Origin of the sequence: Curtobacterium sp. VKM Ac-2887, assembly GCF_015350935.1 — a bacterium.
In the GTDB taxonomy this organism is placed as follows: domain Bacteria; phylum Actinomycetota; class Actinomycetes; order Actinomycetales; family Microbacteriaceae; genus Curtobacterium.
The window spans coordinates 1-24322 of sequence record NZ_JADKSB010000016.1; the positions used below are offsets into that span (position 1 = coordinate 1).

A 24322-nucleotide genomic window follows, 5' to 3' on the forward strand; every position below is an offset into this window, starting at 1 on the left:
AGTCCACCCGGACGAGCGCGGCGTGACCGCGGCTGGGTTCCTCACCCGCGCGGCAGCGTACTTTGCCGCCCATGGCATCCGGAAGATCGAGCGGGTGATCTCGGACAACGCCTTTGCTTACCGGCACTCAGCCGCGTTCAAGAACGCGGTCGCGGAGCTGGGTGCGAAGCAGAAGTTCATCAAGCCGCACTGCCCATGGCAGAACGGCAAGGTCGAACGCTTCAACCGGACCCTCGCGACCGAGTGGGCCTATCGGCAGCCCTTCACCAGCAACAACGCACGTGCCGACGCACTTGCACCCTGGATCGAGCACTACAACACTGGCCGGATCCACTCGAGCCACGGGCTCACGCCCGCAGCCCGAGTGTCACCAACGTGATGACTCAGTACACCTAGCCCCGTCGCGCACCACTTCTCCGACAGGACACGAGGTGATCACCTCGTGTCCTGTCGCGTTGTGCGTGCGCACAGTGCGCGGGTCCGACGGGGCGTAGCGTCCACAGCATGGTGACGGTGTCGCGGGCGACGGTCGCGGTGGTCGGTGGTGGCCCCGCCGGGGTCGTCCTCGGCCTGCTGCTCGCCCGGGCCGGCATCGCCGTGCGCGTCGTCGAGCAGCACGACGACTTCAACCGGGACTTCCGGGGCGACACCGTGCACGCCTCGACGATCCGGCTGCTCGACGAGCTCGGCCTCGGCGAGCGCTTCCGAGCCCTGCCGCAGTCACGGCTCGACGACTTCTCCCTGCCGATGCCCGACGGGTCACGACTGCTGCTCGGCGACTTCTCACGGCTCGACCCCCCGTACGACCACGTGGCTATGGTGCCGCAGTGGGACCTGCTCGACCTGCTCGTGACCGCTGCCCGGCAGGAACCGTCGTTCGACATCGCGATGGGCCGCGCGGCGACCGGGCTCATCGAGGAGAACGGCGTGGTCACCGGGGTCCACCTCCGCACGCGCGACGGCAGCGGCGAACCCGAGGAGCTCCGCGCCGACGTCGTGATCGCGTGCGACGGACGGAACTCGGTCCTGCGCCGGGCAGCGGGGCTCGTGCCGCGGGCGTTCCCGGTGCCGTTCGACACCTGGTGGTTCCGGCTCCCCCGGCGGTCGGGCGACGCGGCGAGCGCCCTGACCCCCGCGTTCTCGGGGAAGGACGTGCTGCTGAGCTTCCCGCGGCCCGACTACCACCAGGTCGCGTACTTCGCCCCGAAGGACTCGGACGCCGCGCTGCGGGTTCAGGGCGTCGCTGCCTTCCGGGAGCGGGTGGCCCGGCTCCGTCCGGACTTCGCCGACCGGGTCGACACGATCGGGTCGATGGACGACGTGCACGTGCTCGACGTCCGGATGGACCGGTTGCGGCGGTGGTGGCGGCCGGGGCTGCTGTGCATCGGCGACGCGGCGCACGCGATGTCGCCCGCGGGTGGGGTGGGGATCAACCTCGCGGTGCAGGACGCCGTGGCGACGGCGGCGATCCTGGTGCCGTCGTTGCAGCGTGGGCTCCGAGGTGCGGGGTTGGACGGTGCGCTGGCCGCGGTGCAGCGTCGTCGGAGGCCGCCGGCAGTCATCGTCCAGTCGGCGCAGGCAGTACTGCACCGCGTCGTGTTCGAGCGGGCCTTCGCCGGACGGCTGCAGGACGGGCCACCGCTGCTGCCCGTGCTGCTCGCCCGGTACGTGCCACCGTCGCGGGGTCTCTACGCCCGGGGCATCGCGTTCGGGCCGCTTCCGGAGCACGCGCCGAGCTGGGCGCGGCGCTGAACGGAGCGGGCGCGGTGGACGGGACCGGACGGCGGACGGGAGGCGCGGGGCGGGGCTGCCACGGGCCTCCCGGTCGGCGGGTGGTCACCACCACTGCGCGACGCACCCTGTGCGCGACCGCGCACCCCCGGCGCATGCTGGGGCCATGAAGCAACGAGTCATCGGAGACGTGTCGGTCAGCGCCATCGGTCTGGGCGGGATGCCCATGTCGATCGAAGGGCGCCCCGACGAACGACAGTCCATCGCGACCATCCACGCCGCGCTCGAGAACGGTGTCACGCTCATCGACACCGCGGACGCGTACCACCTGGCCGCCCACGACGAGGTGGGGCACAACGAGGAGCTCATCGCCCGGGCGGTCCGCGAGTTCCACGGCGACACCGAGTCGATCCTCATCGCCACGAAGGGCGGACACCTGCGACCGGAGGCCGGCGCCTGGGCGCAGAACGGCCACCCGGAGCACCTGAAGCAGGCGGCGAAAGCGTCGGCGAAGCGCCTCGGCGTCGAGGCGATCGGCCTGTACCAGTTCCACCGTCCGGACCCCGCGGTGCCCTACGCCGAGTCGGTCGGCGCGCTCGGCGAGCTGCTCGACGAGGGCGTCATCCGGATGGCCGGCATCTCGAACGCAGACCCCGACCAGATCCGGACGGCGAACGAGGTCCTCGACGGACGACTCGCCTCGGTGCAGAACCAGTTCTCGCCGAAGTTCCGGTCGAGCGAGCCGGAACTCGAGCTCTGCGACGAGCTCGGGATCGCGTTCCTGCCGTGGAGCCCGCTCGGTGGCATCGCGAACGCCGCCGACCTCGGCACCGCCTACGAGGACTTCGCGTACATCGCACGCGACCGTGGCGTGACCCCGCAGGTCATCGCGCTCGCGTGGGAGCTGCAGAAGAGCGACGTGGTCGTCCCGATCCCCGGGGCGTCGCGGCCGCAGTCGATCCTCAACTCGCTGACCGCACCGACCGTGAAGCTGCGGCCGGAGGACGTCGCCCGTCTGGACGCGTCGCAGCCGGCGGCCGTCTGAGTCGCCTTCGTCCTGCCGCTCCACGACGCGTGACGACGCCCCGCAGTTCCGGTCGGAGCTGCGGGGCGTCGTGGTGTCGGGGCCGGGTGTGGCGACTAGTTGCTCGGGCAGACCGCCGAGACCTCGTTGAGCGAGGACTGCACGTCGGTCTGGGCGTCCTTCGCCTCGGCGGAGTCGCTCGAGCCGCTGGAGGTGAGCGCCGAGGCGTACGCCTTCGCGTCCTCGGTGAAGTCCTCGAAGGCGTCGTGGACGTCGTCGTTGGTGACCTTCGGCAGCGCGGCGTCGAGACGGTCGGTGAACTCGCCGACCAGCTTCGCCCGCGCAGCGGGGTCCGCCGGCGCCGAGGACGACGTCTGCTCGGCGATGAACGACTTGAGCTCGTTCTCGACCAGGGCGCACGCCTCGGTCTTGGTCTGCGCGGGAGCGGCGGCCGAGGTCTTCGACGGGGCGGACGTCTTCGACGTCTCCGTCGGGGCGCCGTCGTCGGACGAGCCGCCATCGCTGGACGAGCCGCCGGAGCAGCCCGCCAGCAGCGCCACGGCGACGAGCGCCGTGGTCACCGCGGTGAGGGTGCGGCGCATCAGGAGTTGCACTCCTTCTGGAAGGCATTGCCGGCGTCCTGCACCTTGGTGCTGGACTTCGTGAGCGCCGAGACGTCCGCCGACTGCGGGTCCTTCGCGATGTCCTCGATCTGGTCGACGAGGTCGCCGTAGGCGTCCTCGAAGGCCTCGCCCTTGTCCTGCAGGGCGTCGTCGGACAGGTCGTCGACGCCGTCGGAGATCTTCTCGTCGAGCTCCTTGAGCTTCGTGACGGCGGCGTCCGGGTCGGACTGCAGGTTCGCGGCTTCGGACTGCACGCCCTCGGCGGCGGACTTGACCGTCTTCTCGAACTGGGTGCACTGGTCGGCCTTCGACGGCCCGGTCGAGCAACCGGCGAGCAGGGTGAGCGCGAGGCCAGCGGTGGCGAGCGCGATGAACTTGTTCTTCGGCATGGTGGAGAGTCCCCCTCGATCGGTCCGCACTCCCCCGGATGAGGTGCAGATCCGTCATCGAGCGTACATGGGGCACTCACAGGATGACCGGCCGCCCGGCGTACCGTCGAGGGCATGCGCGCCATCACGTTCGACGACACCACCATGTCCGTGACCGACCTGCCCGACCCGGTGCCCGCCGCGGGCGAGGTGCTCATCGAGGTCGCCGCCGCCGGGGTGAACAACGCCGACCTGCAGCAGCGCGCGGGGAACTACCCGCCGCCGCCCGGAGCCTCGGAGATCCTCGGGCTCGAGGTCTCCGGCACCGTCCGGGCACTCGGCGACGGGGTGACCTCGGTGGCCGTCGGCGACCGCGTGTGCGCCCTGCTGTCCGGCGGCGGCTACGCCTCGCTCGTCGTGGCTCCCGCGACGCAAGTGCTGCCGGTCCCCGACACGGTCGACCTGGTCGAGGCTGCCGGCCTGCCCGAAGCCGCCTGCACCGTGTACTCGAACATCGGCATGCTCGCCGGACTCCGCCCCGGGCAGACGCTGCTCGTGCACGGTGGCACCGGCGGCATGGGCTCGCACGCCGTCCTGTGGGCGAAGGCCCTCGGTGCCACGGTGATCGCGACGAGCGGTGGCGACCGCAAGGTCCAGGCGTCGCGTGACCTGGGTGCCGATCTGGTGGTCGACCACCGCACCGAGGACTTCGTGGAGCGCGTCCTGGCGTTCACGGACGGCGTCGGGGTCGACGTGGTGCTCGACGTCGTCGGACCGTCGTACCTGGCGCGGAACCTGCAGGCCCTCGCACCCAACGGGCACATCGCCGTCATCGCCTCGGGCAGCGGCAGCACCGCCGAGCTCGACCTCGGCGCGCTGATGCGGAAGCGGGCGTCGATCAGCGGGACGACCCTGCGCGCCCGGCCGCTCGCCGAGAAGGCCGCGATCGTCGCCGCCGTCCGTGAGCACGTCTGGCCCCTCGTCGCCGACGGCAGCGTCCGCCCGGTCATCGACACCGTCCTGCCGCTCGCCGAGGTCGAAGAGGCGCACCGGAAGGTCCGCGACGGCGAGGTCGTCGGGAAGGTGCTGCTGACGCTCTAGGCGCGTGGGCGGGCTGCGCCCGGGTGCCCTGCGCCCGGGTGCGCTGCGCCCGGGTCTGCCGCGCTCGGCCGCACCAGGTCGAGTACCTGCCCGCACTTCGCGCCGAACGTCGCACGGAGCAGGTCCGCCGCGTCGCGGTCCTCGTCGAACCGTGCGGGCATGTCGATCGCGAGCATGATCGCGAAGATCATCCCGCTGCCGAGGAAGCCCTGCACCTGGTCGTCCGGGATCCCCGCCTCGTCCCGCAGGAACCGGTAGATCTCGAGGAAGCCGTCGCGTGCGGCCGCACCGATCGCGGGCTCGGCACCCGAGACGAACCCCTGCAGCAGCACGGTGTGCAGGCCCTGCTCGGCAGCGAGGTCGACGAACTGCTCACCGATGACGTGCGCGGGCACGTCGTCCGGGCCGAGGGTCGTCAGGGTCTCGCGCCAGGCGTCGAGCAGGATGCCGAGCGTGTCGCGGAAGACCTCGAGGAACAGCGCTTCCTTCGACCCGAACATCCGGACGACGTACGGCTGGCTGATGCCCGCCGCCGAGGCGATCTGGTCGGTGGTGGTGCCGTGGTAGCCCTGGCGGCCGAACACCCCGCGTGCGGCTTCGAGGATCATCGCGCGACGCTGCGCTGCCGGCATCCGGACCGCTGTCTCCGCGCTCATGGTTGACAGGTTATCAGTCGATTACTACAGTCCGTCGAGACAAGTAATCATCGGATTACCAACGACTGGAGACACCATGTCCCGACGCATCCCCGTGTGGCTCGCGATCGCCGCCGCGTCCCTCCCGATGTTCATGGCGACGCTCGACAACCTCGTCGTCACCAGCGCACTCCCCGCCGTGCACGCCGACCTCGGCGCCTCGGTCGAGGAGCTGCAGTGGATCACCAACGCCTACACGCTCGCCTTCGCCGCCCTGATGCTGCTGGCCGTCGGCCTCGGCGACCGCATCGGCCGCCGCCACCTGTTCATCGCCGGCATCGGCGTCTTCACCGTCTCATCGGCCTTCGCCGCGATGAGCACCGACCCGACCGCCCTCATCGTCTGGCGCGCGGTCGAGGGGGCCGGCGCCGCGGCGATCATGCCCCTGTCGCTGACCCTGCTCGTCGGCAGCGTCCCGGACCGCCTGCGGACCGTGGGCATCGGCGTCTGGGGCGGCATCTCCGGCCTCGGCGTCGCGCTCGGCCCGCTCATCGGCGGAGCCGTCGTCGAGAGCTGGAGCTGGGAGGCGATCTTCTGGCTCAACGTCCCCGTCGGCGTGATCGCGATCCCGCTCGCCCTGTTCGCCCTGCCGAACACCCGTGGCGCCCGGGTCCGGACCGACGTCCTCGGCGTCGTGTTCGCGGGTCTCGGGGTGCTCGGCGTCGTGTTCGGCATCGTCCGCGGCAACGACGCGGGCTGGACGAGCACCGAGGTGCTGGTCGGCCTCATCGGTGGCGGTGCACTGCTCGTCGCGTTCGTCGTCCGCCAGGCCACGACGGCCGCACCGCTCCTGCCGCTCCGGTTCTTCCGCGACCGCAGCTTCACCCTCGCCAACCTCGTCGCCATGACCTTCTCGTTCGGCGCGTTCGGGTCGGTCTTCATCCTGATCCAGTTCCTGCAGGTGGTGCAGGGCCGGTCACCGCTCGAGGCCGGCGTCTGGACGATGCCGTGGACGCTCGCACCGATGATCGTCGCGCCGCTCGCCGGGATCATCGCACCACGTGTCGGCACCCGGGTGCTCATCGCCGGCGGCATGGCGTTCCTGTCCGCCGGACTGTTCTGGATCGCCGCCACGATGTCCGCCGACGTCACCTTCACCGGCCTCCTGCCCGGCTTCCTGCTCGCCGGCATCGGCATGGGCGCCGTGTTCGGGCCGATCTCGACCGCCGTGCTCGCGCGGATGCCGCAGGACGACCACGCGAAGGCCTCCGGCGCGAACTCCACCCTGCGCGAGATCGGCGTCGCACTCGGCATCGCGGTGCTCACCGCCGTGTTCACCGGTGCCGGCGGCCAGCTCACGCCCACCGGTTACGTCGACGCGGCACAGCCCGCCGTGCTGGTCGGAGCGGCCGTCGTCGCAGCCTCGGCACTCGTCGCCGTGTTCCTGCCGGCAGGTCGCGGATCCCACGTCCCCGACGTGGTCGCCGATGATGCTCGGGAGGCGCGCCCCACGCCCGCCGTCCCGGCTCCCGTCGCGTAAGCGCCCGGTCTGGTCCTAGGCGTGGACGCGGGAGAGGAACTCGACCAGCGCCGGGTGCTGCGGGGCGTCGAGGACCTCGGCGGGGACGCCCTGCTCGACGACCTCTCCCCGGTGCAGGAACACGATCCGGTCGGCCACGTTCCGCGCGAAGTGCATCTCGTGCGTGGTCATCAGGATCGTCGACCCCTGCCGCTTCAGCTCGGTGACCAGGTCGAGCACCTCGCCGACGAGCTGGGGGTCGAGGGCGCTCGTGACCTCGTCGAGCAGCAGGAGCTCGGGGTCGGACGCGATCGCCCGGACGATGGCCACGCGCTGCTGCTGGCCGCCGGAGAGCCGATCCGGGTAGGCATCGGCGAACTCCGCGAGCCCGATCCGTTCGAGCAGCCGACGCGCGGTCGCCTCGGCCTCGGCCCGGCCGACGCCGTGCACCTGCCGCGAAGCGAGTGTCACGTTGTCGAGCACGCGCATGTGCGGGAACAGGTTGAACTGCTGGAAGACCACGCCGATCCGCGCACGGACACCGTCGACCGCGACGCGGGGATCAGCGATGTCGGTGCCCTGCAGCAGGATCTCGCCGTCGTCGATGCCCTCGAGCAGGTTCACCGTCTTGAGCAGGGTCGACTTGCCCGAGCCGGACGCCCCGATGACGCAGATGACCTCGTGGCGGTGCAGCGTCAGGTCGATGCCGCGCAGGACCTCGTGCTCGCCGAAGGCCTTGCGCAACCCGCGCAGCTCGAGGACCGCAGCGTCCGCACCGGACGCACCACGGGCCTCCTGGCCGACCTCACTCATACGGTCCCTCCGATCTGCTCGCGCCGCTGCTGGCGGCGCGCGATCGCGTCCGTGACGCGGATCAGCGGCAGGCTGATCACCACGAACAGCAGCCCCGCGACGAAGTACGGCGTGAAGTTGTAGGTCTCCGCCTGCGCGATCTGCGCCGAACGGACCGCGTCGACGGCGCCGAGGATCGACACCAGGCCGACGTCCTTCTGCATCGAGACGAAGTCGTTCATCAGTGCCGGTGTGACCTTGCGGATCGCCTGCGGCAGCACCACGAGTCGCAGCGTCTTGGCGTGCGAGAGCCCGAGCGACCGCGCGGCCAGACGTTGCGAGGGGTGCACGGCCTCCATGCCGGCACGCAGGACCTCAGCGATGTACGACGAGTACGTCAGGACGATCGCGATGGTGCCCCAGACCTCGGCGGGCAGCCGCGGGAACACCCCGAGACCGGGGATCCCGTAGCCGACCAGGTAGAGCACGATGATGAGCGGCAGGCCGCGGAACAGGTCCGTGTACCCGGTCGCGAGCATCCGCAGCGGGAAGAAGACCGGGTTCCGCAGGCCCCGCACCACTGCGAGCAGGGTGCCGAACACGGCGACGCCGATGGCGCTGAAGAACAGGATCCGGACGTTCAGCCAGAGGCCCAGCAGGATGTCCGGGAACGTGTCGATCGCGGTCTGCGGGTCGAAGAACGACTGCTGGACCGCTGCCCAGCCGGGGGTGTTCACGACACCGAAGTAGGCGATCGCGATCACCACGAGCGTCGACACCACCGACACCACGATCGACCGGCGTCCGCGCTGCCGGCGGTAGAGCCGCCGCTCGGCCTCGACCTGGCTCGGCGCGGCTGCGGCGACCGGGGTACCGGCGCCTGCTGGAACGGTCATGCGGTTACTTCAGGACCGGGGTGTTGGTCTCCGAGGAGAGCCACTTGGTCTGCAGGTCCTCGAGCGTGCCGTCGTCCGTCAGCGACTTGAGCGCCTTGTCCACCTTGCTCGTGAGCTCCGAGCCCTTCGGCAGGACGAAACCGAACTGGTCGCCCTTGCCGTCGGACGGGAACTGCGCCGACACCGTGCCGTCGTCGAGCTGCGCCGCGGCCATGTAGAACGCCGTCGGCAGGTCGGTGACGATCGCGTCGATCTGGCCCGACTTCAGTGCGAGCACGGCGTCATCGTTCGAGTTGAAGACCTGCGGGGTGATCCCGAGCACGCTCTTCACGCTGGCGATCGACGTGGACCCGGTGGCGACGCCGATCGCGTCCTTCTTGAGGGCGGCGATGCTCGTGTCGTCGACGGCCTTCGAGGTGCTGGTCGTCACCACGGCCTGCGTGGTCGTGTAGTACGCGCTCGACATGTCGACGGCCTTCTTGCGCTTGGCGTCGATCGAGAACTGCTGGACGTTGAGATCCCAGTCCTTCGGGCCCGGTGCGATCGCGCTGTCGAAGGTGCTGCGCTTCCACACGACGTCGGACTTGGCGTAGCCCATCTCCTTCGCGACCGCGTACGCGACGGCGGACTCGAAGCCCTTGCCGGACTCCGGCTTGTTGTCCTCGATCCACGGCGAGTACGCCGGCTCACCGGTGGCGACCGTCAGCTTGCCGTCGGTGACGGTGCCGTCTTCGTTGCTGCCGCTGCCGGCGGCGCACGACGTCAGGGCGAGGGCGGCGACCGCGGCTGTTGCGACGGCGAGGGTGAGGCGGAGGGATCGGGTCACGGTCGGGCCTTCGTGCGAGGGGGGTGGGGGCAGGTCGAAGTGTACTTCGCGGTGGGATACCAACGCGACTCCGGGTGCCCCTCGTGACCCGGTCTCGTGTCACACACCAGTCGACGGGTCGACGTCTGGCTGGTAATCTGGCGAGGCGGGCTGAACCGAGCGCATGCTCGGCTGAGGTCTGAGATCAAGGGGCGTCCCAGCACGGGGCGCCCCCTTTCTGCGCTCTGAACGTCCTCCGCTCTGTCCCGCCGAACGACGACCGCGTCGCGCCGAGTGCACCAGGCGATCAGCCGAGATCTGCAGTCACAGCCGATCGCGCATCAGCCTCCGATGCCGACCCAACGTCGACGACGCGGGAGGTCACGGCAACGACTTCTCGTCCGGCCAAGAGACGGGTTGCCGAGATCGCGGTCACCGTGCAGTATGTGTGCATCCGGTAACACTTCACCGGCTACTCAAGGGTGAGAGATGACCAAGAAGAACACATTTTCTGCTGTACTCGTGTCGACCGCAGTCGCGGCTTCAGTGCTGGCACCCGCCGTCCCGGCACATGCAAGCGATGAACTCCTACGGGCCTCGATCCCGCCACACGTCGTGGTCGATGGGAGCTTTGATCCCGACAGTGAGGCCGTGATGGTCGGCGACGGCCCCACGACCCAGTCCGGTAACTGCAAGGACCGCGCCTTCACGGTGCTACCGGTCATGGGCCAGTCCGTCAACGGCTGCAACGTGATCGGCTGGAACGCCGCAGCGCGGGCCCCGTACAAGTGGTACAAGCACATGGGTACCACCAACCCCTGCATCTGGGGCAAGGGGTTCAACTCCAAGCACGCACCCACCTGGACGGCGATCGGCTGTGGCTCGGGGCAGACGAAGACCGTTCCGTGGGGCAATGTTGCCGGCACCAAGAAGATGAAGGGGCTCACCGCGGTCGGCTGGGCCGGCGTGCAGTGGCAGTGACACGGCACAGCATGCGGCGACGCGGGCTCGGGGTCATCGCCTCGAGCTGCGTCGCCGCAGCTCTTCTGTCGGGTTGCGCATCCGGCGAACTTCGAGCAGCTCCTTCCGAACCGCTTCCGCGGACCGACGAGCCTGCGCTCGACGTGGCTTCGATGCAGTCAATCGCTGATCATCTCCGCGATTCCGTGCCGTGCGAAGACGCCGACGCGTTGCTCGATGACCTTGCCTTCTGGGATGCGATGCGGGGATTCGATTGCTTCAACGGTGTTGATGCAACGTTCGTCCGCGCCTACGCTCACACCGCATCCGTTCCGCAGACGCTTGAGGACTGGGCCGACACGTTCAACGGGGAACGTGCCGTCGCTCGCGGTGAGAACTGGTTCGTGATCGGATCACCTGCCGTCGTCGCGGCGTTGGACGCTCCTCCAGACGCGCCGAAGATCGCCGGGGATGCCGGGTCCCCCACGAAGCTGACAGCGGAGCAGGAGTACCTGACCACCTGCACGCAGTTCGTCGCGAGCGAGGGAGAACGGTACGTGAACCATCCGGATGAGCGCAACGAGACAGCGGCCCAGTACGACAGGTTGTTCCCGGCCGTCGCTGCAGAAGTGCACGCAGCAGTCGACAGCCTCGGCAGGGACCGCATCCGCAAGGTCCCGGACACGGAGCGATGGGCAGCAGCGCTCTCACCGATCGGTCCTCGCCTCAAGGCGAAGTGCGCGACCGCGTACGAGAAGGTGGCCGCCACCGTGAGTCCAGTCGAGGGGAGCCCGTGACGAGCACGTCCAGGCCTGCTTCGGATCGCACCGCGGTCGCGACCACCGGAACGATCGCATCATTCAGCAGCACCGTCCTCTCCGTCGACAACCTGCTCGGCTTCGGTGGCTTCCACCTGTTCGGCTTCGGCGCGGCGGCGTTCTTCGTCGCGTTGGCCTTGCTCGCTGGATCGGCGTGCATGGTGTTCGCGGTGCGTGCACGTGATCTCGCACCCGGCATCGCCGCCGCATCCGTGGCGGGGTTCGTCGTGACACAGTCGCCGGCTCTCGGCACCGATCTGTGGCTCCCGCTGTCGACCGCGTTGCACGCGCTCGTGCCACTGGCGTTCGCGGTCTCCGCGCTCGTCACATGGCGCAGATCTGCGCTGAAGGTGCTGCGCGCAGGGTCGTCGCTCACGGCGACCCTGGCGGTGTCGTGGGCGGTGGGCGGGTTCGTGCCGCTGTGGCTCGAGTTGTTCCTGGCCCTGCAGGCGGCGACGCTGCTCGCAACCACGGCCCTCATGGTTGGCCCGTTGCTTCCACGTGTTGCCGGCTTCGTGCGGAACATCTGGGACAACGCAGCAATCCGCTGACCAACCCTCGCCACTCGACGCCGCGGTCACGGAAGTGGTGCGTCAGTCGGCCATCCTGAAGTCCTCGAAGGAGAACCCCGGCGACACCAGGCAGCTCAGCAGCACCTCGCCGTCGTTCGGGATCGTCCGCTGCCACACGCCGCCGCGCACGAACGCCTGTGCGTCGTTCACCCGGTCACGTCCGGCGTCGGGCCCGAGGGTGATCCGCGCACCGGGCTCGGGAGCATCGCCGGAGCCGCCGAGTTCGAGCTCGACGGTGTCCGGACCGTGCCACATCCAGATCTCGTCGCTCGTCACCCGGTGCCAGGCCGAGGCCTCGCCCGGGGGCAGCAGGAAGTGGATCAGGGTCGCGGCGGGGCGGTCCCCCGCGGGCGTCGTCACCGTGGCCGGCGAGGTCCAGGTGCGGACGTACCAACCACCTTCGGGGTGCGGCTCCATGCCGAGGGCGATGGCGCGCTTCGGCACTTCGAGCCACTCGATCAGTTCGCCGTCGACGGTGCGACGGGCGGCCATGCCGGGGCGGGGTGCGGTGTCGGTCATGATTCCTCCACAGGGATGACAGGGCGAGCGGGGCGGTCGGGCGACGACGTGGGCACGCCGGTCAGTGCTCCGTCGACGGCGCGGACGACCCCGCGGATGACGGTGGCGGACGCACGCCCGGCACCGTCCTCGACGAGCTCGGCGAGTGCGTCGGGCACGGTCCGGGCGTCGACGTCGAATACGGCCAGGTCGGCGCGGGCGCCCACGGCGAGGTGGCCGATGCGGTCCGGGCCGACGGCGAGCCCCATGGCGTGCGCACCACCGAGGGTCGCCGCCGACAGGAGCCGCTCGTGCAGGTCGCGGTGGCCGTAGCCCTGGGCGCGGGCGATCCGGTGCAACGCCGTGACGTCCGCCATCAGGTCGAGGGACGGTGCCGACGACAGCGAGTCGGTGCCGATGGCGATCGGGCTGCCCTCGCGCAGGTAGTCGGCGACGGGAGGCGGGTCGAGGCCGATGACGGCGTTCGACCGCGGGCACAGTGCGACTGCGGTGCCGCGAGCGCGCAGGAGCGCCCGGTCGGCAGCGGTCATGTACACGCCGTGCGCGATGTGGCAGTCCGGGCCGAGCACCCCGAGCCGGTCGACGAACGCGGTGGCGCTCGCCCCGAACCCGAGTGCCCGGAGCGCCCGGAACGAGGGCACGTTCGCCAGGTGCCAGTCGTTGCCGTGGCCGACGCCGTCGACGCCGTCGAGTCCGGGGACCGGTCCGAGGGCGATGCGCTCACCCTCGAAGGCGGCCTCGCCGAGGTGCAGGTGCAGGCGGAGCCCACGCTGCCGGACGATGTCGGGGAGTTCGAGGAGGGGCGCGACCTCGAGCGAGTACGGCGCATGCGGCGACAGACCGGCGCCGGGGTTCGTCGGGATCCGGGCGAGTTCGTCGAGCACCTGGTCGCGGCCGTGCGACTGCCACGCGTCGTTCTCCCAGTCCATCACCTCCCAGTAGGCGATGCCACCGAGCCCGGCATCCTCGAGCGCGGTGGAGGCCTCGATGTCGGTGACGATGTCCGCGATGCTCGTCACGCCCGCGCGGATCGAGGCGGCGGCACCAGCGGCTGCTTCGGCCCGCCAGTCGTGCGGTTCGGCGTAGTCCTGGTTGAACGCGGACGCCCAGTCCTCGAAACCGTCGTACTGGCCTCGGCCGACACTGGCCATGCCGGTGTACTGCAGGTGCGAGTGCGCGTTGACGAGGCCCGGCAGGAGGGCTCCGCGCCACTGCCGTTCGGTGAACGTCGCACCCGAGCCGGTGAGCTGGTCGACGACCCAGGACCGGTCGCCGACGTGCAGGATGCGGCCGTCCTGCACGGCGACCGCGCCGTCGGCGATCGGGGGCGCGGTCATCGGCACGACGACGCGCGCCGAGTGCACGACGACGGAGTGGTCGGCGCTCGGGTGCGCGGCGCTCATGCGGGGTCTCCGAAACGACGCGTCCGGACGTCCGGCTCGCGGTCCGCCGGGTGTTCGGCTGGAAAGCCGGGAGGAACGGGGCGCGCTCCGAACGCGGCGAGCGCCACGCGGGCGGTCGCGTCGTCGACCGCGGGATCGATGGGCACGACAGCTCGCTCCAGTTCGTCGCCGCGCTCCAGCAGCATGCGGACGGCCCCGAGCTGCGCGGCGAAGGACAGGTCCATGATCTCGATCGGGTTGCCCTCGGCCGCGGTGATGTTGATGCAGCCGCCGCGGTCGAGCACGATCGGTCCGCCCTCGGCGTCGGGGAACACGAGGCGCTCGGCCTTCGGACCCACTGGCCGCAGTCCGGCTCCGGCGGCGCGGGCGTCGTCGAGCGCGACCTCGTGGTCGACCCCGCCCGCGACGGCGACGATAGCCCCGTCCGCGCACGAGCGCAGCACGCGCAGGTCGATGGTGTCGGCGACCCCAGTGGCGCTCACCACGAGGTCGACGTCCTGCACCGCCTCGGCGAGCGGCGCGACGGCGTGGCCGGCGAACAGCGCCTGCAGGGCGCGCACCGGGTCGGTCTCGGCGACCGTGACCCGGAACCCGAGGGCGGAGAGCACCAACGCGACCCCCTCGCCGACGTGCCCGAACCCGGCGACGACCGCCGCGCCTCCCGGCTGCACTCGGTGCGTACCGGACGGGAGCCCGTCGACCAGGTCGAGCACGGCGAACACCGTCGACTGCCCGGTGCCGTACCGGTTGTCGAAGAACGTCTTGGTGCGGGCGTCGTTGACGGCGACCACGGGGATGCCGAGCTCGCCCCGCGACGCCATCACGCGCAGGGGTCGGAGGCCGCTCGTGGTCTCCTCGGCCGCGCCGAGCATCGTCGGCAGCAGGTCCGGACGCTCCTGGTGGGCGAGCCGGATGACGTGGGAACCGTCGTCGAGCAGGATGTGCGGCCGGGTGTCGAGCATCGCGAGGGCGAGCGCCTTCTGCTCCGGCAGCGAGGCCGTGCTGCTCGCGTGCACCGTGAGCCCCGCTGCCCGGAGCGACGCGGCCACGGCGTCGTCGGTCTCGTCGGCGTGCGCGTAGACGACGACCTCCGCACCGGCGTCGCGGAGGAGCAGGCTCAGCACCGCCGTCTTCGGCTCGAGGAACATCGCGACGCCGATGCGGGTGCCACGCAGGAGTCCGCCGTCGCGGAGTTCGGCGGCGACCGCGCGCGAGACGGGCATCGAGCGTCGCGCCCAGCGCAGCCGGGCGTCGGCGGCCGGGTCGTCCTCGGGGTCGCGGCCGGTGGAGACCAGGAAGACGTCGTCGGAGAGCATCGGGACGCCGAGCACGCCGGGGCGGGCGGTGACGACGGGGCCGAAGGCGTCCTCGTCGACCGCGGGCAGGTGCCGGCCGGCGTCGATCACGATGAGCGTGGCGTCGCGGGGGCGGTCCGCCTCGCGCTCGATGACGGGGGTGGAGTCCTCGGGGGAACCGAGGCACCAGAGCTGGTCGATCGGTTCGTGCTCCGCGGCCGGGCGCGCACCGAGGCCGGTCAGCAGGCCGTGCAGCGCCGACGCGTCGCGGGGGTCGCCACCGACGATGCGGAACCGACGGGCCGCGACGAGCAGGTTCGTGACCGCGGCGAAGCGTCGGACGGCCGCCGACGCCCAGGATCGCGTCACGGGGTCGGGTCCTGGCGGCATGCCCCAATCGTAGGGAATGCGCGGGGCCCCGCCGACGTACTCTCTGGGCATGAGCGATGCATCCACGACCGAAGTGTTCGACAAGGTGACGATGTTCGGTGCGGACTGGTGCCGCGACTGCCGCCGGTCCAAGGCGCTGCTCGACACCCTCGGCGTCGACTACGAGTACGTCGACGTCGAGCAGGACCTGTCGGCGGCCGACCGTGCCGAAGCGATCAGCGGGCGGAAGAACATCCCCGTCGTGGTGCTGCCGAACGGCAAGCACTTCGTCGAGCCGTCCGACGCCGAGCTGCGCGCCGAGCTTGAGGCCTCCGGCGCCGTCTGAGCCGCGGGCGGCTCGGCCGGCCGCTTTCGCAAAAGCGACAGTCTGCCGCCGAACATCGGCGGCAGCCTGTCGCGCTGGCGGCACCGACCGTGCGACGGGACGAGATCTGTCGCCTTCGCGGGATGCTCTGGGATCAACCCGGCCGGGAGGCGCGGTGCGCGCCCGACGCGCACCGTGCCTCCCGGCCGTGGTCGTGTCCAGAGCCCACCGGTCGCCGTCGGGCGCGGGTGACGCTTTCGCGAAAGCGACAGTGTGCCGCCGAACATTGGCGGCACACTGTCGCTCTGGCGGACCGACCGGCAGGTGCGGCGACTTCTGTCGCTTTCGCACCAAGCACATCGAGCACCGGGCGGACATCGGATGAATCGGGCATCATGAGGGCGTGATCATCGACGCTCACCACCACCTCTGGGACCCCGCCGACCGGCCGTACCCCTGGATGGACGACTCCGTCGCCCCGATCCGCCGGTTCGACGTGGACGACCTCCGCGCAGCGACGCAGGACACCGGCGTGACGCGGACCATCGTCGTGCAGGCCGTGCACGATCCCGACGAGACCGCCTGGCTCCTCGAGCAGCCCGCCCCCGTCGCGGGCGTCGTCGGCTGGGTGGACCTGACCGCGCCGGACGTGGCTGACCGGATCGCCGCCGTCCGTGCGCTTCCCGGCGGTGATCGCCTCGTCGGCACCCGGCACCTGGCACAGGACGAACCGGACCCCGGCTGGCTCGGCCGCCCCGACGTCGCCCGCGGGGTGCGAGTCCTCGCCGGTGCCGGCCTGGTGTTCGACTTGCTCGTCCGCGCCCGAGAGCACTCGGCCGCGCTGGCCCTGGTCGACGCCGTCCCCGACGCATCGTTCGTGCTGGACCACGCCGGCAAACCATCGATCGACACGGGTGACCCGGCCTGGCCCGGACGGATGGCCGACTTCGCTGCACGCCCGAACGTCACGTGCAAGGTCTCCGGCCTGCTCACCGAGGCCGGACCGGACTGGCGCGACCGCCCGGTCGGCCGGTACGCCCGCGAGGTCGTGGAGCAGTTCGGCCCGGAACGGTCGCTGTTCGGCTCGGACTGGCCGGTGTCGACCCTGGCGACCGGGTACGCGGCGGTCGTGCAGCGGACGACGGACGCACTCGCCGACCTGTCGACGACCGAGCACGACGCCGTCTTCGGCGGAACCGCGGAGCGCATCTACCTTGTCCCGAGGACCACGCATACATAGGATGTTTCTGGCTGCACTGGCGCAGCCGGAGAGCGAGGAACGATGCAGTTCGCACGACTCGGCCCGGCGGGGAGCGAGATCCCCGTGGCCATCGACACCGACGGCGAGGTCTTCGACCTCCGCTCGATCACCAGTGACATCAGCGGGTCCTTCCTGGCCTCGGACCCGGTCGGCCGCGTCGACCACGCCCGCAGCGCCGGCGACCTGACGATCATCGGTCGAGACCGGGCCGACGGCATGCGGCGCGGGGCACCGATCGCCCGCCCCGGCAAGGTCGTCTGCATCGGCCTGAACTACCGCGACCACGCCGCCGAGACCGGCGCCGACATCCCCACCGAACCGATCGTGTTCATGAAGGACCCGATGACGGTGATCGGCCCCGACGACGAGGTCCTGATCCCCAGGAACAGCACGAAGACCGACTGGGAGATCGAGCTCGCGATCGTCATCGGCCGCACGGCTCGGTACTGCGAGACCGATGCGGACGCCGAGGCCTCCATCGCCGGCTACGCGATCGCGAACGACGTGTCCGAGCGCGAGTTCCAGCTCGAGCGCGGTGGGCAGTGGGACAAGGGGAAGTCCTGCGAGACCTTCAACCCGCTCGGCCCGTGGCTGGTGACGCCCGCGTCACTCGCCGCCGCCGGCCTCGACCCCGCGGCACTCGCGCTCCGGCTGACCGTCAACGGCGAGGTCCGGCAGGACGGCACCACCGCCGACATGATCTTCCGCCCTGTGGAGATCGTCCGGTACCTGTCCCAGTTCATGGTGCTGTACCCCGGCGACGTCATCAGCACGGGGACCCCGGCGGGCGTCGCGCTGGCGGGACACGCGCCCTACCTGCAGCCCGGCGACGTCGTCGAGCTCACCGCCGACGGGCTCGGCTCGCAGCGCCAGACGGTCGGAGCAGCCTGATGGCGGACGCAACCGGCAGCGCCGGCAGCATCGGCAGCACCGGCGGCGCTCGCAGCGCTGCCAGCCACGACGGCGTCCGGGCCATCGTCACCGGGGGCGCGTCCGGCATCGGCGCGGCGATCGCCGCCGCCCTGCGGGACCGCGGTGCGACGGTCGCCGTGCTCGACCTGCAGCCGTCGACCGCCGAGGGGTTCCTCTCGGTCACGTGCGACGTCAGCGACGACGCCTCGGTCCGCACCGCCGTCGCAACCGCCGTCGAGCAGCTCGGCGGCCTCGACGTCCTGGTCAACAACGCCGGCATCGGCGCCCAGGGCACGGTCGAGGACAACGACGACGACGAGTGGCGCCGCGTGTACGAGGTCAACGTCCTCGGGGCCGTGCGACTGTCGCGCGCTGCGCTCCCCCACCTGCGGGCATCGGGCAACGCGAGCATCGTGAACACCTGCTCGATCGCCGCCACCGCAGGGCTGCCCCAGCGGGCGCTGTACTCGGCGACCAAGGGTGCGATCGCCGCCCTGACCCGCGCGATGGCCGCCGACCACATCCGCGAGGGCATCCGGGTCAACGCCGTCAACCCCGGCACGGCCGACACCCCGTGGGTCGCGCGGTTGCTGTCCACGGCGGGCGACCCGGCCGCCGAGCGCGCTGCCCTCGAGGCCCGGCAGCCGCACGGTCGGCTCGTGCAGGCGGAGGAGGTCGCCGAGGCGGTCGCCTACCTGACGAGCCCGCTCGCCCGGTCCACGACGGGCGTCGACCTGGCCGTCGACGGCGGGATGCAGGCCCTCCGGCTGCGGCCCGCCTGATGGTCCGGCCGTGACGACCGGGAGGCCCGGCTATCGTCGACCTGTCGGCTCGCGTCCGCGAGCGGGCCGGGATCAGGAGGTGGTGACGTGGCGTCACTGACCGACGATGCGATCGCACGCATCCAGCAGATGATCGTGAGCGGTGAGCTCCAACCCGGGCAGCGCCTCCCGCCCGAGAAGGAGCTGAGCGAGTCGCTCGGCCTGTCGCGGAACAGCCTGCGCGAGGCGGTGAAGGCCCTCGAACTCATCCGCGTGCTCGACGTCCGTCGTGGCGACGGCACCTACGTGACGTCGCTGGAACCGGGCGTCCTGCTCGAGGCCGTGTCGTTCGTCGTCGACATGCACCACGACCGGTCCCTCGTCGACCTGCTCGAGGTCCGCCGCATCCTCGAGCCCGCGTCCGCCGTCCTGGCGACCGCGCGGGCCTCGGAGCAGCAGATCGACGAGCTCGCCACGCTGATGCAGTCCGTCGGCGAGGACACCGGTGTCGAGGACCTCGTCGCGCACGACCTGCTCTTCCACTCGACGATCGCGGGCATCGGCGGCAACCAGTACCTGTCCGGACTGCTCGACGCCCTGTCGAGCAAGACCGTGCGGGTGCGGGTCTGGCGAGGGCTGACGCAGAACGGCTCGGTGCAGCGCACCCTCGACGAGCACGCCGCCATCGTGGACGCCATCCGACGCCGGGATCCGCAGCTCGTGCAGGCACTCGTGGTGTCGCACGTCGAGGGCGTCGAGCGCTGGTTGCGGCGCTCCCTCGACTGAAACCGAGAACGGGTGCAGGTGGGTGGGTGTTGTGTCGGTCGTCGGCCCTGACTCCGGCAACCATGCCGCGGCAACCGCACCCACGAGGAGGAAACCGTGCTCGGTCTCATCATCAGCTTGATCATCGTCGGACTCATCGCCGGCGCCATCGCCCGGCTCGTCGTCCCCGGCAAGCAGAACATCTCGATCCCCATGACCATCCTGCTGGGCATCATCGGCTCGTTCGTGGGCGGGTTCCTCGGGTTCCTGATCTTCCAGCACGACCCGATGGACGGCTTCTTCCAGCCGGCCGGCATCATCGGTTCGATCATCGGCGCCATCATCGTGCTGATCGTCTACATCCGCTTCTCGGGTCGCAGCGCCAAGACCCGCTAGGCAGGTCTCGGCGGGCACGACTCGCTGCACAACCAACGTCACCCCGAACCGCGCATCCGTGCGGTTCGGGGTGACTTTGGTTGTGCGGGGCTCAGGCGGTGAGCAGGCCGGCCGCGCGGAGGTCGTCCCACAGGGTCTCCGGAACGACGGCCGCAGCCCGCTCGACGTTCGAGCGCACCTGCGCGGCGGACTGCACGCCGAGGGCGATCGCGGCCACCGCAGTCGCACGCCGCGGGAACGCCAGCGCCGCCTCGGGCAGCGTGACCCCGTGCCGCTCGCAGACGTCGGCGATCGCGTTCGCCCGCGCGACGAGTGCCGCCGGTGCCGTGGCGTAGTCGTACGTCGCGGTGGCGTCCGGCCGGTCCTGCCCGAGCAGTCCCGAGTTGTAGACCCCGACCGCGACGACCGCGACACCGAGCGAGGCGCACCGTGCGACGAGCTCCGCCGCGGGCTGCTCCAGGAGCGTGTACCGGCCCGCGAGCATGACCACGTCGCACAGCCCGGTGGACACCGCGGCGTCGAGGGCCTCGACCGAGTTCGACCCGACGCCGACGGCCCGGACCACGCCTTCGTCCCGCAGCTCGGCGAGCGTCGGCAGCGCCTGCGTCAGGCCGTCCTCGAGCGAGTAGACATCGGGGTCGTGCAGGTACGCGACGTCGACGTGGTCGAGTCCGAGCCGCCCGAGCGACTCGTCCAACGACCGCCGGACGCCCGTCGGTGAGGGGTCCCACTGCCGCACGGTGTCGTTCGGCACCGCGAACCCGCCGGAGGCCAGGTCGTCCCCGTCGCCACGCCCGGGGACGAGCAGCCGCCCGACCTTCGTCGACACCAGGAACGAATCGCGCGGACGGTCGGCGAGCGCCGCCCCGAGCCGCCGCTCCGACAGCCCGAGGCCGTAGTGCGGCGCGGTGTCGAACCCGCGCACGCCGGCGTCCCACGCCGCGTCGACCGTGGCACGGGCGTCGTCGTCGGACACCGGGCGCAGCAGGTTCCCGATGCCGGCGCCGCCGAACCAGAACGGACCGCGGTCGAGGTCGGTCATCCCTGTCCTTCCAGCGTCCAGACGAGCGGGATCCCGTCGTCGTTCCCCGAGTAGTCGTCGTCGGCTTCGAGCAGCGGGTTGATGGTCTCCTGCCACTCGGCGTTGACCGGGTCGTCCGCCAGTGAGCGTCGCATCGCCCGGTAGTCGGACACCTCGATGAGGTGGACAAGGTCCTGGCCGTCGCGCCAGATGCTCCAGTTCGACACCCCGGCTGCCCGGAGTCGGTCGACGAGCACGGGCGGGACGGCGGCGTGCACGCGCTCGTACTCCGCCTCCGTCCCGCTGCGCAGTCGGGTCCTCGACAGGATGCGCTGCATCAGTCGCGCAGGAACAGCTCGACGACCGGCACGGCGACGTCGGGTCGCACGATCGGCAGCGTGAGCGTCAGCGTCCCCGCCGGCTGCCCGCCGAGCCCGGTGTTCTGCGCGCGGGTCCCCGGCGGGATCTCGCGGAAGTGCAGCTCCGACGCGTCGTTGAGCAGCTGGGCGTAGGCGACGCGTCCGGCCAGGTCGGGCAGGTGCACGTGCTCGAACGGCCACGCGAACAGGTGCAGGTACAGGCGGTTGCCGTTCTGCGTGTACACGGTGTTCCGCGGCGCGACGAACGACGACGGTCCGGCGCCGTAGACGGAGCGGGCGTGCTGGTGCATCCACGTCCCGATGCCGTCGAGCGTCTGGCGCGAGACCCTGTCGAACTCGCCACGGCCGGTGGGACCGATGTTGAGGAGCATGTTCCCGTTGTTCGAGACGCCGTCGACGAGCATGCGGACGAGCAGGTCGACGGGCTTGAGGTTCACGTTGTCGCGGTCGTAGCCCCACGATCCGTTGAGCGTCTGGCAGGCCTCCCACGGCACCTGAGCGCCGTCGACCTCCATCGGCTTGTCCGGCTGGTACTGCTCCGGGGTGACGATGTCGCCCGGCAGGTCGAGCCGGTCGTTGACGATGATGCCGGGCTGGAGCCGTCTGGTCAGTTCGAGCAGCTCCGCGGATCCCCAGTCGTCGCGACCCTTGCCGCCCCAGATCTCCTCGTGGTCGTTGTCCCGGTACGAGAAGTCGTAGAACAGGTAGTCGACCTGCCCGTAGTCGGTGAGCAGCTCCTCGACCTGCCCGTGCAGGTACTCCCGGTAGCGCGACATGTCGCGGCCCTGGTTGAACGCCTCGATCTCCTCGGGCGAGTCGTCGCGCCTCGGGTGCACGCCGTCGACGGTGAAGTCCGGGTGGTGCCAGTCGATGAGCGAGTGGTAGAAGCCGACCCGCAGTCCCTCGGCCCGGACGGCGTCGACGAACTCGCGCACGATGTCGCGGCCGAACGGGGTGTTGGTGGACTTGTAGTCGGTGAGCTTGCTGTCCCAGAGGCAGAAGCCCTCGTGGTGCTTCGTGGTGAGCACGACGTACTTCATGCCGGCTTCGCGAGCACGGCGGGCCCAGTCGGCGGCGTCGAACAGGTCGGGGTCGAAGTGGTCGAAGTACTTCTGGTAGTCGGCGTCGGTGATCCGTTCGCGGTTCTTCACCCACTCGTGCCGTGCCGGCAGGGCGTACAGCCCCCAGTGGATGAACATGCCGAACCGGTCGTGGGTGAACCAGGCGGGCAGGCCGCTCGCGTCGGTCGCGGTCTGCGGCTCTGCAGGTGCGGTGATGGTCATGAGGCCAGTGTTCCTTTCAGAGGGGGGAGGGGTGTCACCGGCCGCCGAGGCCGCTGGTGACGATGCCCTTGACGAGGTGCTTCTGCAGCAGGACGAGCAGGATCACGGTGGGCAGCATCGAGATCACCGACGCCGCCATCACGAGGTTCCACTCGGAGCCCTGCTGGCCGAAGAACTGCTGCAGGCCGAGTGGGATGGTGCCCCGGGCCTCGACGTCGTTGACGATGACGAGGGGCCAGAGGAACGAGTTCCAGTACGAGATGAACGAGAACACCGCGAGGACGGCCATGGTCGGTCGGGCGAGCGGCATCATCACCGAGAAGAAGGTCCGGATCGCGCCGGCCCCGTCGACCCGGGCGGCGTCGTCGAGTTCCTGCGGCACGGTCAGGAAGAACTGCCGGACGAGGAACGCGCCGAGGGCCGTGAACGCCCACGGGATGATGAGCGCCTGGAACGTGTCGACCCAGCCGAAGCCCTGCATCATCACGTACATCGGGATGACGAGGACGTCCTGCGGGATCATCAGCGTGACGAGGAACAGCAGGAACACCGTGTTCCGGCCGCGCCAGCGCAACCGTGAGAACGCGTACCCGGAGAGCACGGCCACGGCGACGTTGATCGCCGTCCCGACCGCCGCGACGAAGACGCCGTTGAGGATGAAGCGGGCGAACGGCAGGTAGGTGAACGCCTGCACGTAGTTGTCCCACTCGAGCGAGCGACCCCAGAGCGTCGGCGGGGTGGTGAACACCTGGTCGGCGGGCTTGAGGCTCGTCGCGACCATGTAGATGAGCGGCGAGACGAACAGGAGCGTGACGAGGCAGAGCAGGGCGTACCCGATCGCGTGCCGGACCCGCCCCGGTCGTGGCGCGGACTTCGTCCTGGCGACGGCACGCGGGTTGACCGTCCGGTTCGACGTGGTGGCAGCGACGTGCCCGCGGACCGCTTCACTCATAGTGCACCCACCGCTTCTGCCCGAGGAACTGGACGGCCGTGATCCCGAGGATGATGACGAACAGCACCCAGGCACCGGCCGAGGCCAGACCGAGCTGCTGGTTCTGGAAGCCGGTGTTGTAGATGTACTGCACGAGGGTCTCCGTCGCGGTGCCCGGCCCGCCCTTGGTGAGGACGAACGGCTGCACGAACACCTGGAACGAGGTGATCAGCGTCATCATCGTCGCGAAGAACACGGACGGCGAGATGAGCGGGAACTTGATGGCCCAGAAGGTCTGCCAGGCGTTCGCGCCGTCGAGCTGCGAGGCCTCGATCTGGTTCTCCGGCACGGCGTCGAGCGCCGCCGAGAAGATCAGCATGTTGTAGCCGAAGCCCTGCCAGACGCTCATCGCGACGATGGCGAGCATCGCCCAGTGCTCGTCGGCGAGGAAGTTCGGCGCGTGCACGCCCACGGTGGACTGCAGTGACGCGTCGATCGCTCCCCCGGGCTGGTACAGCATCCGCCACACCACGACGTTCGCGACGATCGGCGTGATGGTCGGGATGAAGAACAGGACGCGGAAGACGTGCCGGCCGGCGATCCGCGGCGTCAGCCAGGCGGCGAGCCCGAGCGACACGACGAGGTTGAGCGGCACGTAGAGCACCACGAACAGCGCCGTGTTGAGGGCGACGGTGCGGAAGACCGGGTCGGCGAAGAGCCGGGCGTAGTTCTCGATGCCGGCCCAGCTGCGCTCGCCGAGCATGGGCCAGTTCATGAAGCTGACGACGAGTGAGGCGACGATCGGGAACGCCGTGAAGACGACGAGTCCGATCGAGTGGGGTGCCGCGAACGCGGCA

At 70.6% G+C, this 24322-nt stretch carries 28 protein-coding genes; 14 read left to right on the plus strand and 14 right to left on the minus strand.

The window, feature by feature from the left end:
* The 3 genes from ITJ69_RS15945 to ITJ69_RS15955 form a co-directional block, all read left to right on the plus strand.
* A partial coding sequence (locus ITJ69_RS15945; RefSeq protein ID WP_194673303.1) for an integrase core domain-containing protein occupies positions 1-379 on the plus strand: 379 nt, incomplete at its 5' end.
* Between the two features lie 125 nt (positions 380-504).
* Positions 505-1752 (plus strand): FAD-dependent oxidoreductase, encoded by a 1248-nt coding sequence (locus tag ITJ69_RS15950; protein WP_194673304.1) that lies wholly within the window; start codon positions 505-507, stop codon positions 1750-1752.
* A gap of 145 nt (positions 1753-1897) precedes the next feature.
* Positions 1898-2776, plus strand: coding sequence for an aldo/keto reductase (locus ITJ69_RS15955; RefSeq protein WP_194673305.1), 879 nt, complete (start codon positions 1898-1900; stop codon positions 2774-2776).
* A 95-nt stretch (positions 2777-2871) separates the two neighbouring features.
* On the opposite strand, the gene ITJ69_RS15960 is transcribed toward ITJ69_RS15955, so the two are convergent.
* Together ITJ69_RS15960 and ITJ69_RS15965 are read right to left on the minus strand one after the other, a co-directional pair.
* Complete coding sequence (locus ITJ69_RS15960) at positions 2872-3357, minus strand: hypothetical protein (protein WP_194673306.1); 486 nt, start codon at positions 3355-3357, stop codon at positions 2872-2874.
* Complete coding sequence (locus tag ITJ69_RS15965) at positions 3357-3767, minus strand: hypothetical protein (RefSeq protein ID WP_123936814.1); 411 nt, start codon at positions 3765-3767, stop codon at positions 3357-3359. The genes ITJ69_RS15960 and ITJ69_RS15965 overlap by 1 nt, the downstream gene beginning before the upstream one ends.
* A gap of 114 nt (positions 3768-3881) precedes the next feature.
* Between ITJ69_RS15965 and ITJ69_RS15970 the strand changes: the two genes are divergently transcribed.
* Positions 3882-4847: an NAD(P)H-quinone oxidoreductase gene (locus tag ITJ69_RS15970; RefSeq protein ID WP_123936815.1), complete on the plus strand. Its 966-nt coding sequence runs from the start codon at positions 3882-3884 to the stop codon at positions 4845-4847.
* Here ITJ69_RS15970 and ITJ69_RS15975 read toward each other — a convergent pair.
* Positions 4844-5503, minus strand: a complete 660-nt coding sequence (locus ITJ69_RS15975; RefSeq protein WP_194673307.1) for a TetR/AcrR family transcriptional regulator — start codon at positions 5501-5503, stop codon at positions 4844-4846. The two genes, ITJ69_RS15970 and ITJ69_RS15975, sit on opposite strands and share 4 nt — an antisense overlap.
* Before the next feature lie 76 nt (positions 5504-5579).
* Here ITJ69_RS15975 and ITJ69_RS15980 point away from each other — a divergent pair, with 76 nt between their 5' ends.
* Positions 5580-7022 (plus strand): DHA2 family efflux MFS transporter permease subunit, encoded by a 1443-nt coding sequence (locus ITJ69_RS15980; protein WP_123936817.1) that lies wholly within the window; start codon positions 5580-5582, stop codon positions 7020-7022.
* Between the two features lie 15 nt (positions 7023-7037).
* Here the strand turns inward: ITJ69_RS15980 and ITJ69_RS15985 are convergent, their stop codons facing one another.
* The 3 genes from ITJ69_RS15985 to ITJ69_RS15995 are packed head-to-tail and all read right to left on the minus strand — an operon-like array spanning position 7038 to position 9515.
* Entirely contained in the window at positions 7038-7814 is a 777-nt protein-coding gene (locus ITJ69_RS15985) for an amino acid ABC transporter ATP-binding protein (protein WP_123936818.1), read from the minus strand.
* Positions 7811-8689 (minus strand): amino acid ABC transporter permease, encoded by an 879-nt coding sequence (locus ITJ69_RS15990; protein WP_123293349.1) that lies wholly within the window; start codon positions 8687-8689, stop codon positions 7811-7813. The genes ITJ69_RS15985 and ITJ69_RS15990 overlap by 4 nt, the downstream gene beginning before the upstream one ends.
* A gap of 4 nt (positions 8690-8693) precedes the next feature.
* Positions 8694-9515 (minus strand): ABC transporter substrate-binding protein, encoded by an 822-nt coding sequence (locus tag ITJ69_RS15995; RefSeq protein ID WP_123293348.1) that lies wholly within the window; start codon positions 9513-9515, stop codon positions 8694-8696.
* A 468-nt stretch (positions 9516-9983) separates the two neighbouring features.
* Between ITJ69_RS15995 and ITJ69_RS16000 the strand changes: the two genes are divergently transcribed.
* The 3 genes from ITJ69_RS16000 to ITJ69_RS16010 all read left to right on the plus strand — a co-directional run bounded on the left by ITJ69_RS16000 (position 9984) and on the right by ITJ69_RS16010 (position 11823).
* A complete protein-coding gene (locus ITJ69_RS16000; protein ID WP_194673308.1) occupies positions 9984-10475 on the plus strand; it encodes a hypothetical protein in 492 nt (163 codons plus the stop codon).
* Between the two features lie 143 nt (positions 10476-10618).
* Positions 10619-11251 carry a hypothetical protein gene (locus tag ITJ69_RS16005; RefSeq protein WP_194673309.1) on the plus strand — a complete coding sequence of 211 codons (633 nt, stop codon included), beginning with the start codon at positions 10619-10621 and terminating at the stop codon, positions 11249-11251.
* Complete coding sequence (locus ITJ69_RS16010; protein WP_194673310.1) at positions 11248-11823, plus strand: hypothetical protein; 576 nt, start codon at positions 11248-11250, stop codon at positions 11821-11823. The genes ITJ69_RS16005 and ITJ69_RS16010 overlap by 4 nt, the downstream gene beginning before the upstream one ends.
* Positions 11824-11865: 42 nt before the next feature.
* Here ITJ69_RS16010 and ITJ69_RS16015 read toward each other — a convergent pair whose 3' ends face one another.
* From ITJ69_RS16015 to ITJ69_RS16025, 3 genes are read right to left on the minus strand one after another with little or no spacing between them, the layout of a single operon-like run.
* A complete protein-coding gene (locus tag ITJ69_RS16015; RefSeq protein WP_228505920.1) occupies positions 11866-12363 on the minus strand; it encodes a cupin domain-containing protein in 498 nt (165 codons plus the stop codon).
* Complete coding sequence (locus ITJ69_RS16020) at positions 12360-13766, minus strand: amidohydrolase family protein (protein ID WP_228505922.1); 1407 nt, start codon at positions 13764-13766, stop codon at positions 12360-12362. The genes ITJ69_RS16015 and ITJ69_RS16020 overlap by 4 nt, the downstream gene beginning before the upstream one ends.
* Entirely contained in the window at positions 13763-15451 is a 1689-nt protein-coding gene (locus ITJ69_RS16025) for an adenosylhomocysteinase (RefSeq protein WP_194673311.1), read from the minus strand. The genes ITJ69_RS16020 and ITJ69_RS16025 overlap by 4 nt, the downstream gene beginning before the upstream one ends.
* Before the next feature lie 49 nt (positions 15452-15500).
* Between ITJ69_RS16025 and ITJ69_RS16030 the strand changes: the two genes are divergently transcribed.
* From ITJ69_RS16030 to ITJ69_RS16055, 6 genes are all read left to right on the plus strand, one after another.
* Positions 15501-15776: a glutaredoxin family protein gene (locus ITJ69_RS16030; protein ID WP_123340820.1), complete on the plus strand. Its 276-nt coding sequence runs from the start codon at positions 15501-15503 to the stop codon at positions 15774-15776.
* A gap of 382 nt (positions 15777-16158) precedes the next feature.
* The gene (locus ITJ69_RS16035; protein ID WP_194673312.1) at positions 16159-16995 is read left to right on the plus strand and encodes an amidohydrolase family protein; all 837 of its coding nucleotides are present in this window, start codon (positions 16159-16161) and stop codon (positions 16993-16995) included.
* 42 nt (positions 16996-17037) lie between these two features.
* Positions 17038-17907: a fumarylacetoacetate hydrolase family protein gene (locus tag ITJ69_RS16040; RefSeq protein ID WP_194673313.1), complete on the plus strand. Its 870-nt coding sequence runs from the start codon at positions 17038-17040 to the stop codon at positions 17905-17907.
* Complete coding sequence (locus ITJ69_RS16045) at positions 17907-18710, plus strand: SDR family NAD(P)-dependent oxidoreductase (protein ID WP_194673314.1); 804 nt, start codon at positions 17907-17909, stop codon at positions 18708-18710. Before ITJ69_RS16040 ends, ITJ69_RS16045 begins: the two co-directional genes overlap by 1 nt.
* 87 nt (positions 18711-18797) lie before the next feature.
* On the plus strand, positions 18798-19475 hold the full coding sequence (locus ITJ69_RS16050; protein WP_111086323.1) for a FadR/GntR family transcriptional regulator: 678 nt from the start codon (positions 18798-18800) through the stop codon (positions 19473-19475).
* A gap of 96 nt (positions 19476-19571) precedes the next feature.
* A complete protein-coding gene (locus tag ITJ69_RS16055) occupies positions 19572-19850 on the plus strand; it encodes a GlsB/YeaQ/YmgE family stress response membrane protein (protein ID WP_194673315.1) in 279 nt (92 codons plus the stop codon).
* 91 nt (positions 19851-19941) lie between these two features.
* Here ITJ69_RS16055 and ITJ69_RS16060 read toward each other — a convergent pair whose 3' ends face one another.
* The 5 genes from ITJ69_RS16060 to ITJ69_RS16080 form a co-directional block, all read right to left on the minus strand.
* Complete coding sequence (locus ITJ69_RS16060) at positions 19942-20892, minus strand: aldo/keto reductase (RefSeq protein ID WP_131921888.1); 951 nt, start codon at positions 20890-20892, stop codon at positions 19942-19944.
* Positions 20889-21209, minus strand: coding sequence for an L-rhamnose mutarotase (locus ITJ69_RS16065; protein WP_194673316.1), 321 nt, complete (start codon positions 21207-21209; stop codon positions 20889-20891). Before ITJ69_RS16065 ends, ITJ69_RS16060 begins: the two co-directional genes overlap by 4 nt.
* The gene (locus ITJ69_RS16070) at positions 21209-22534 is read right to left on the minus strand and encodes an alpha-L-fucosidase (RefSeq protein WP_194673317.1); all 1326 of its coding nucleotides are present in this window, start codon (positions 22532-22534) and stop codon (positions 21209-21211) included. The genes ITJ69_RS16065 and ITJ69_RS16070 overlap by 1 nt, the downstream gene beginning before the upstream one ends.
* Positions 22535-22568: 34 nt before the next feature.
* Positions 22569-23486, minus strand: coding sequence for a carbohydrate ABC transporter permease (locus tag ITJ69_RS16075; RefSeq protein WP_111086328.1), 918 nt, complete (start codon positions 23484-23486; stop codon positions 22569-22571).
* The coding region (locus ITJ69_RS16080; RefSeq protein WP_194673318.1) for a carbohydrate ABC transporter permease at positions 23479-24322 on the minus strand (844 nt) is incomplete at its 5' end. The genes ITJ69_RS16075 and ITJ69_RS16080, both read right to left, overlap by 8 nt.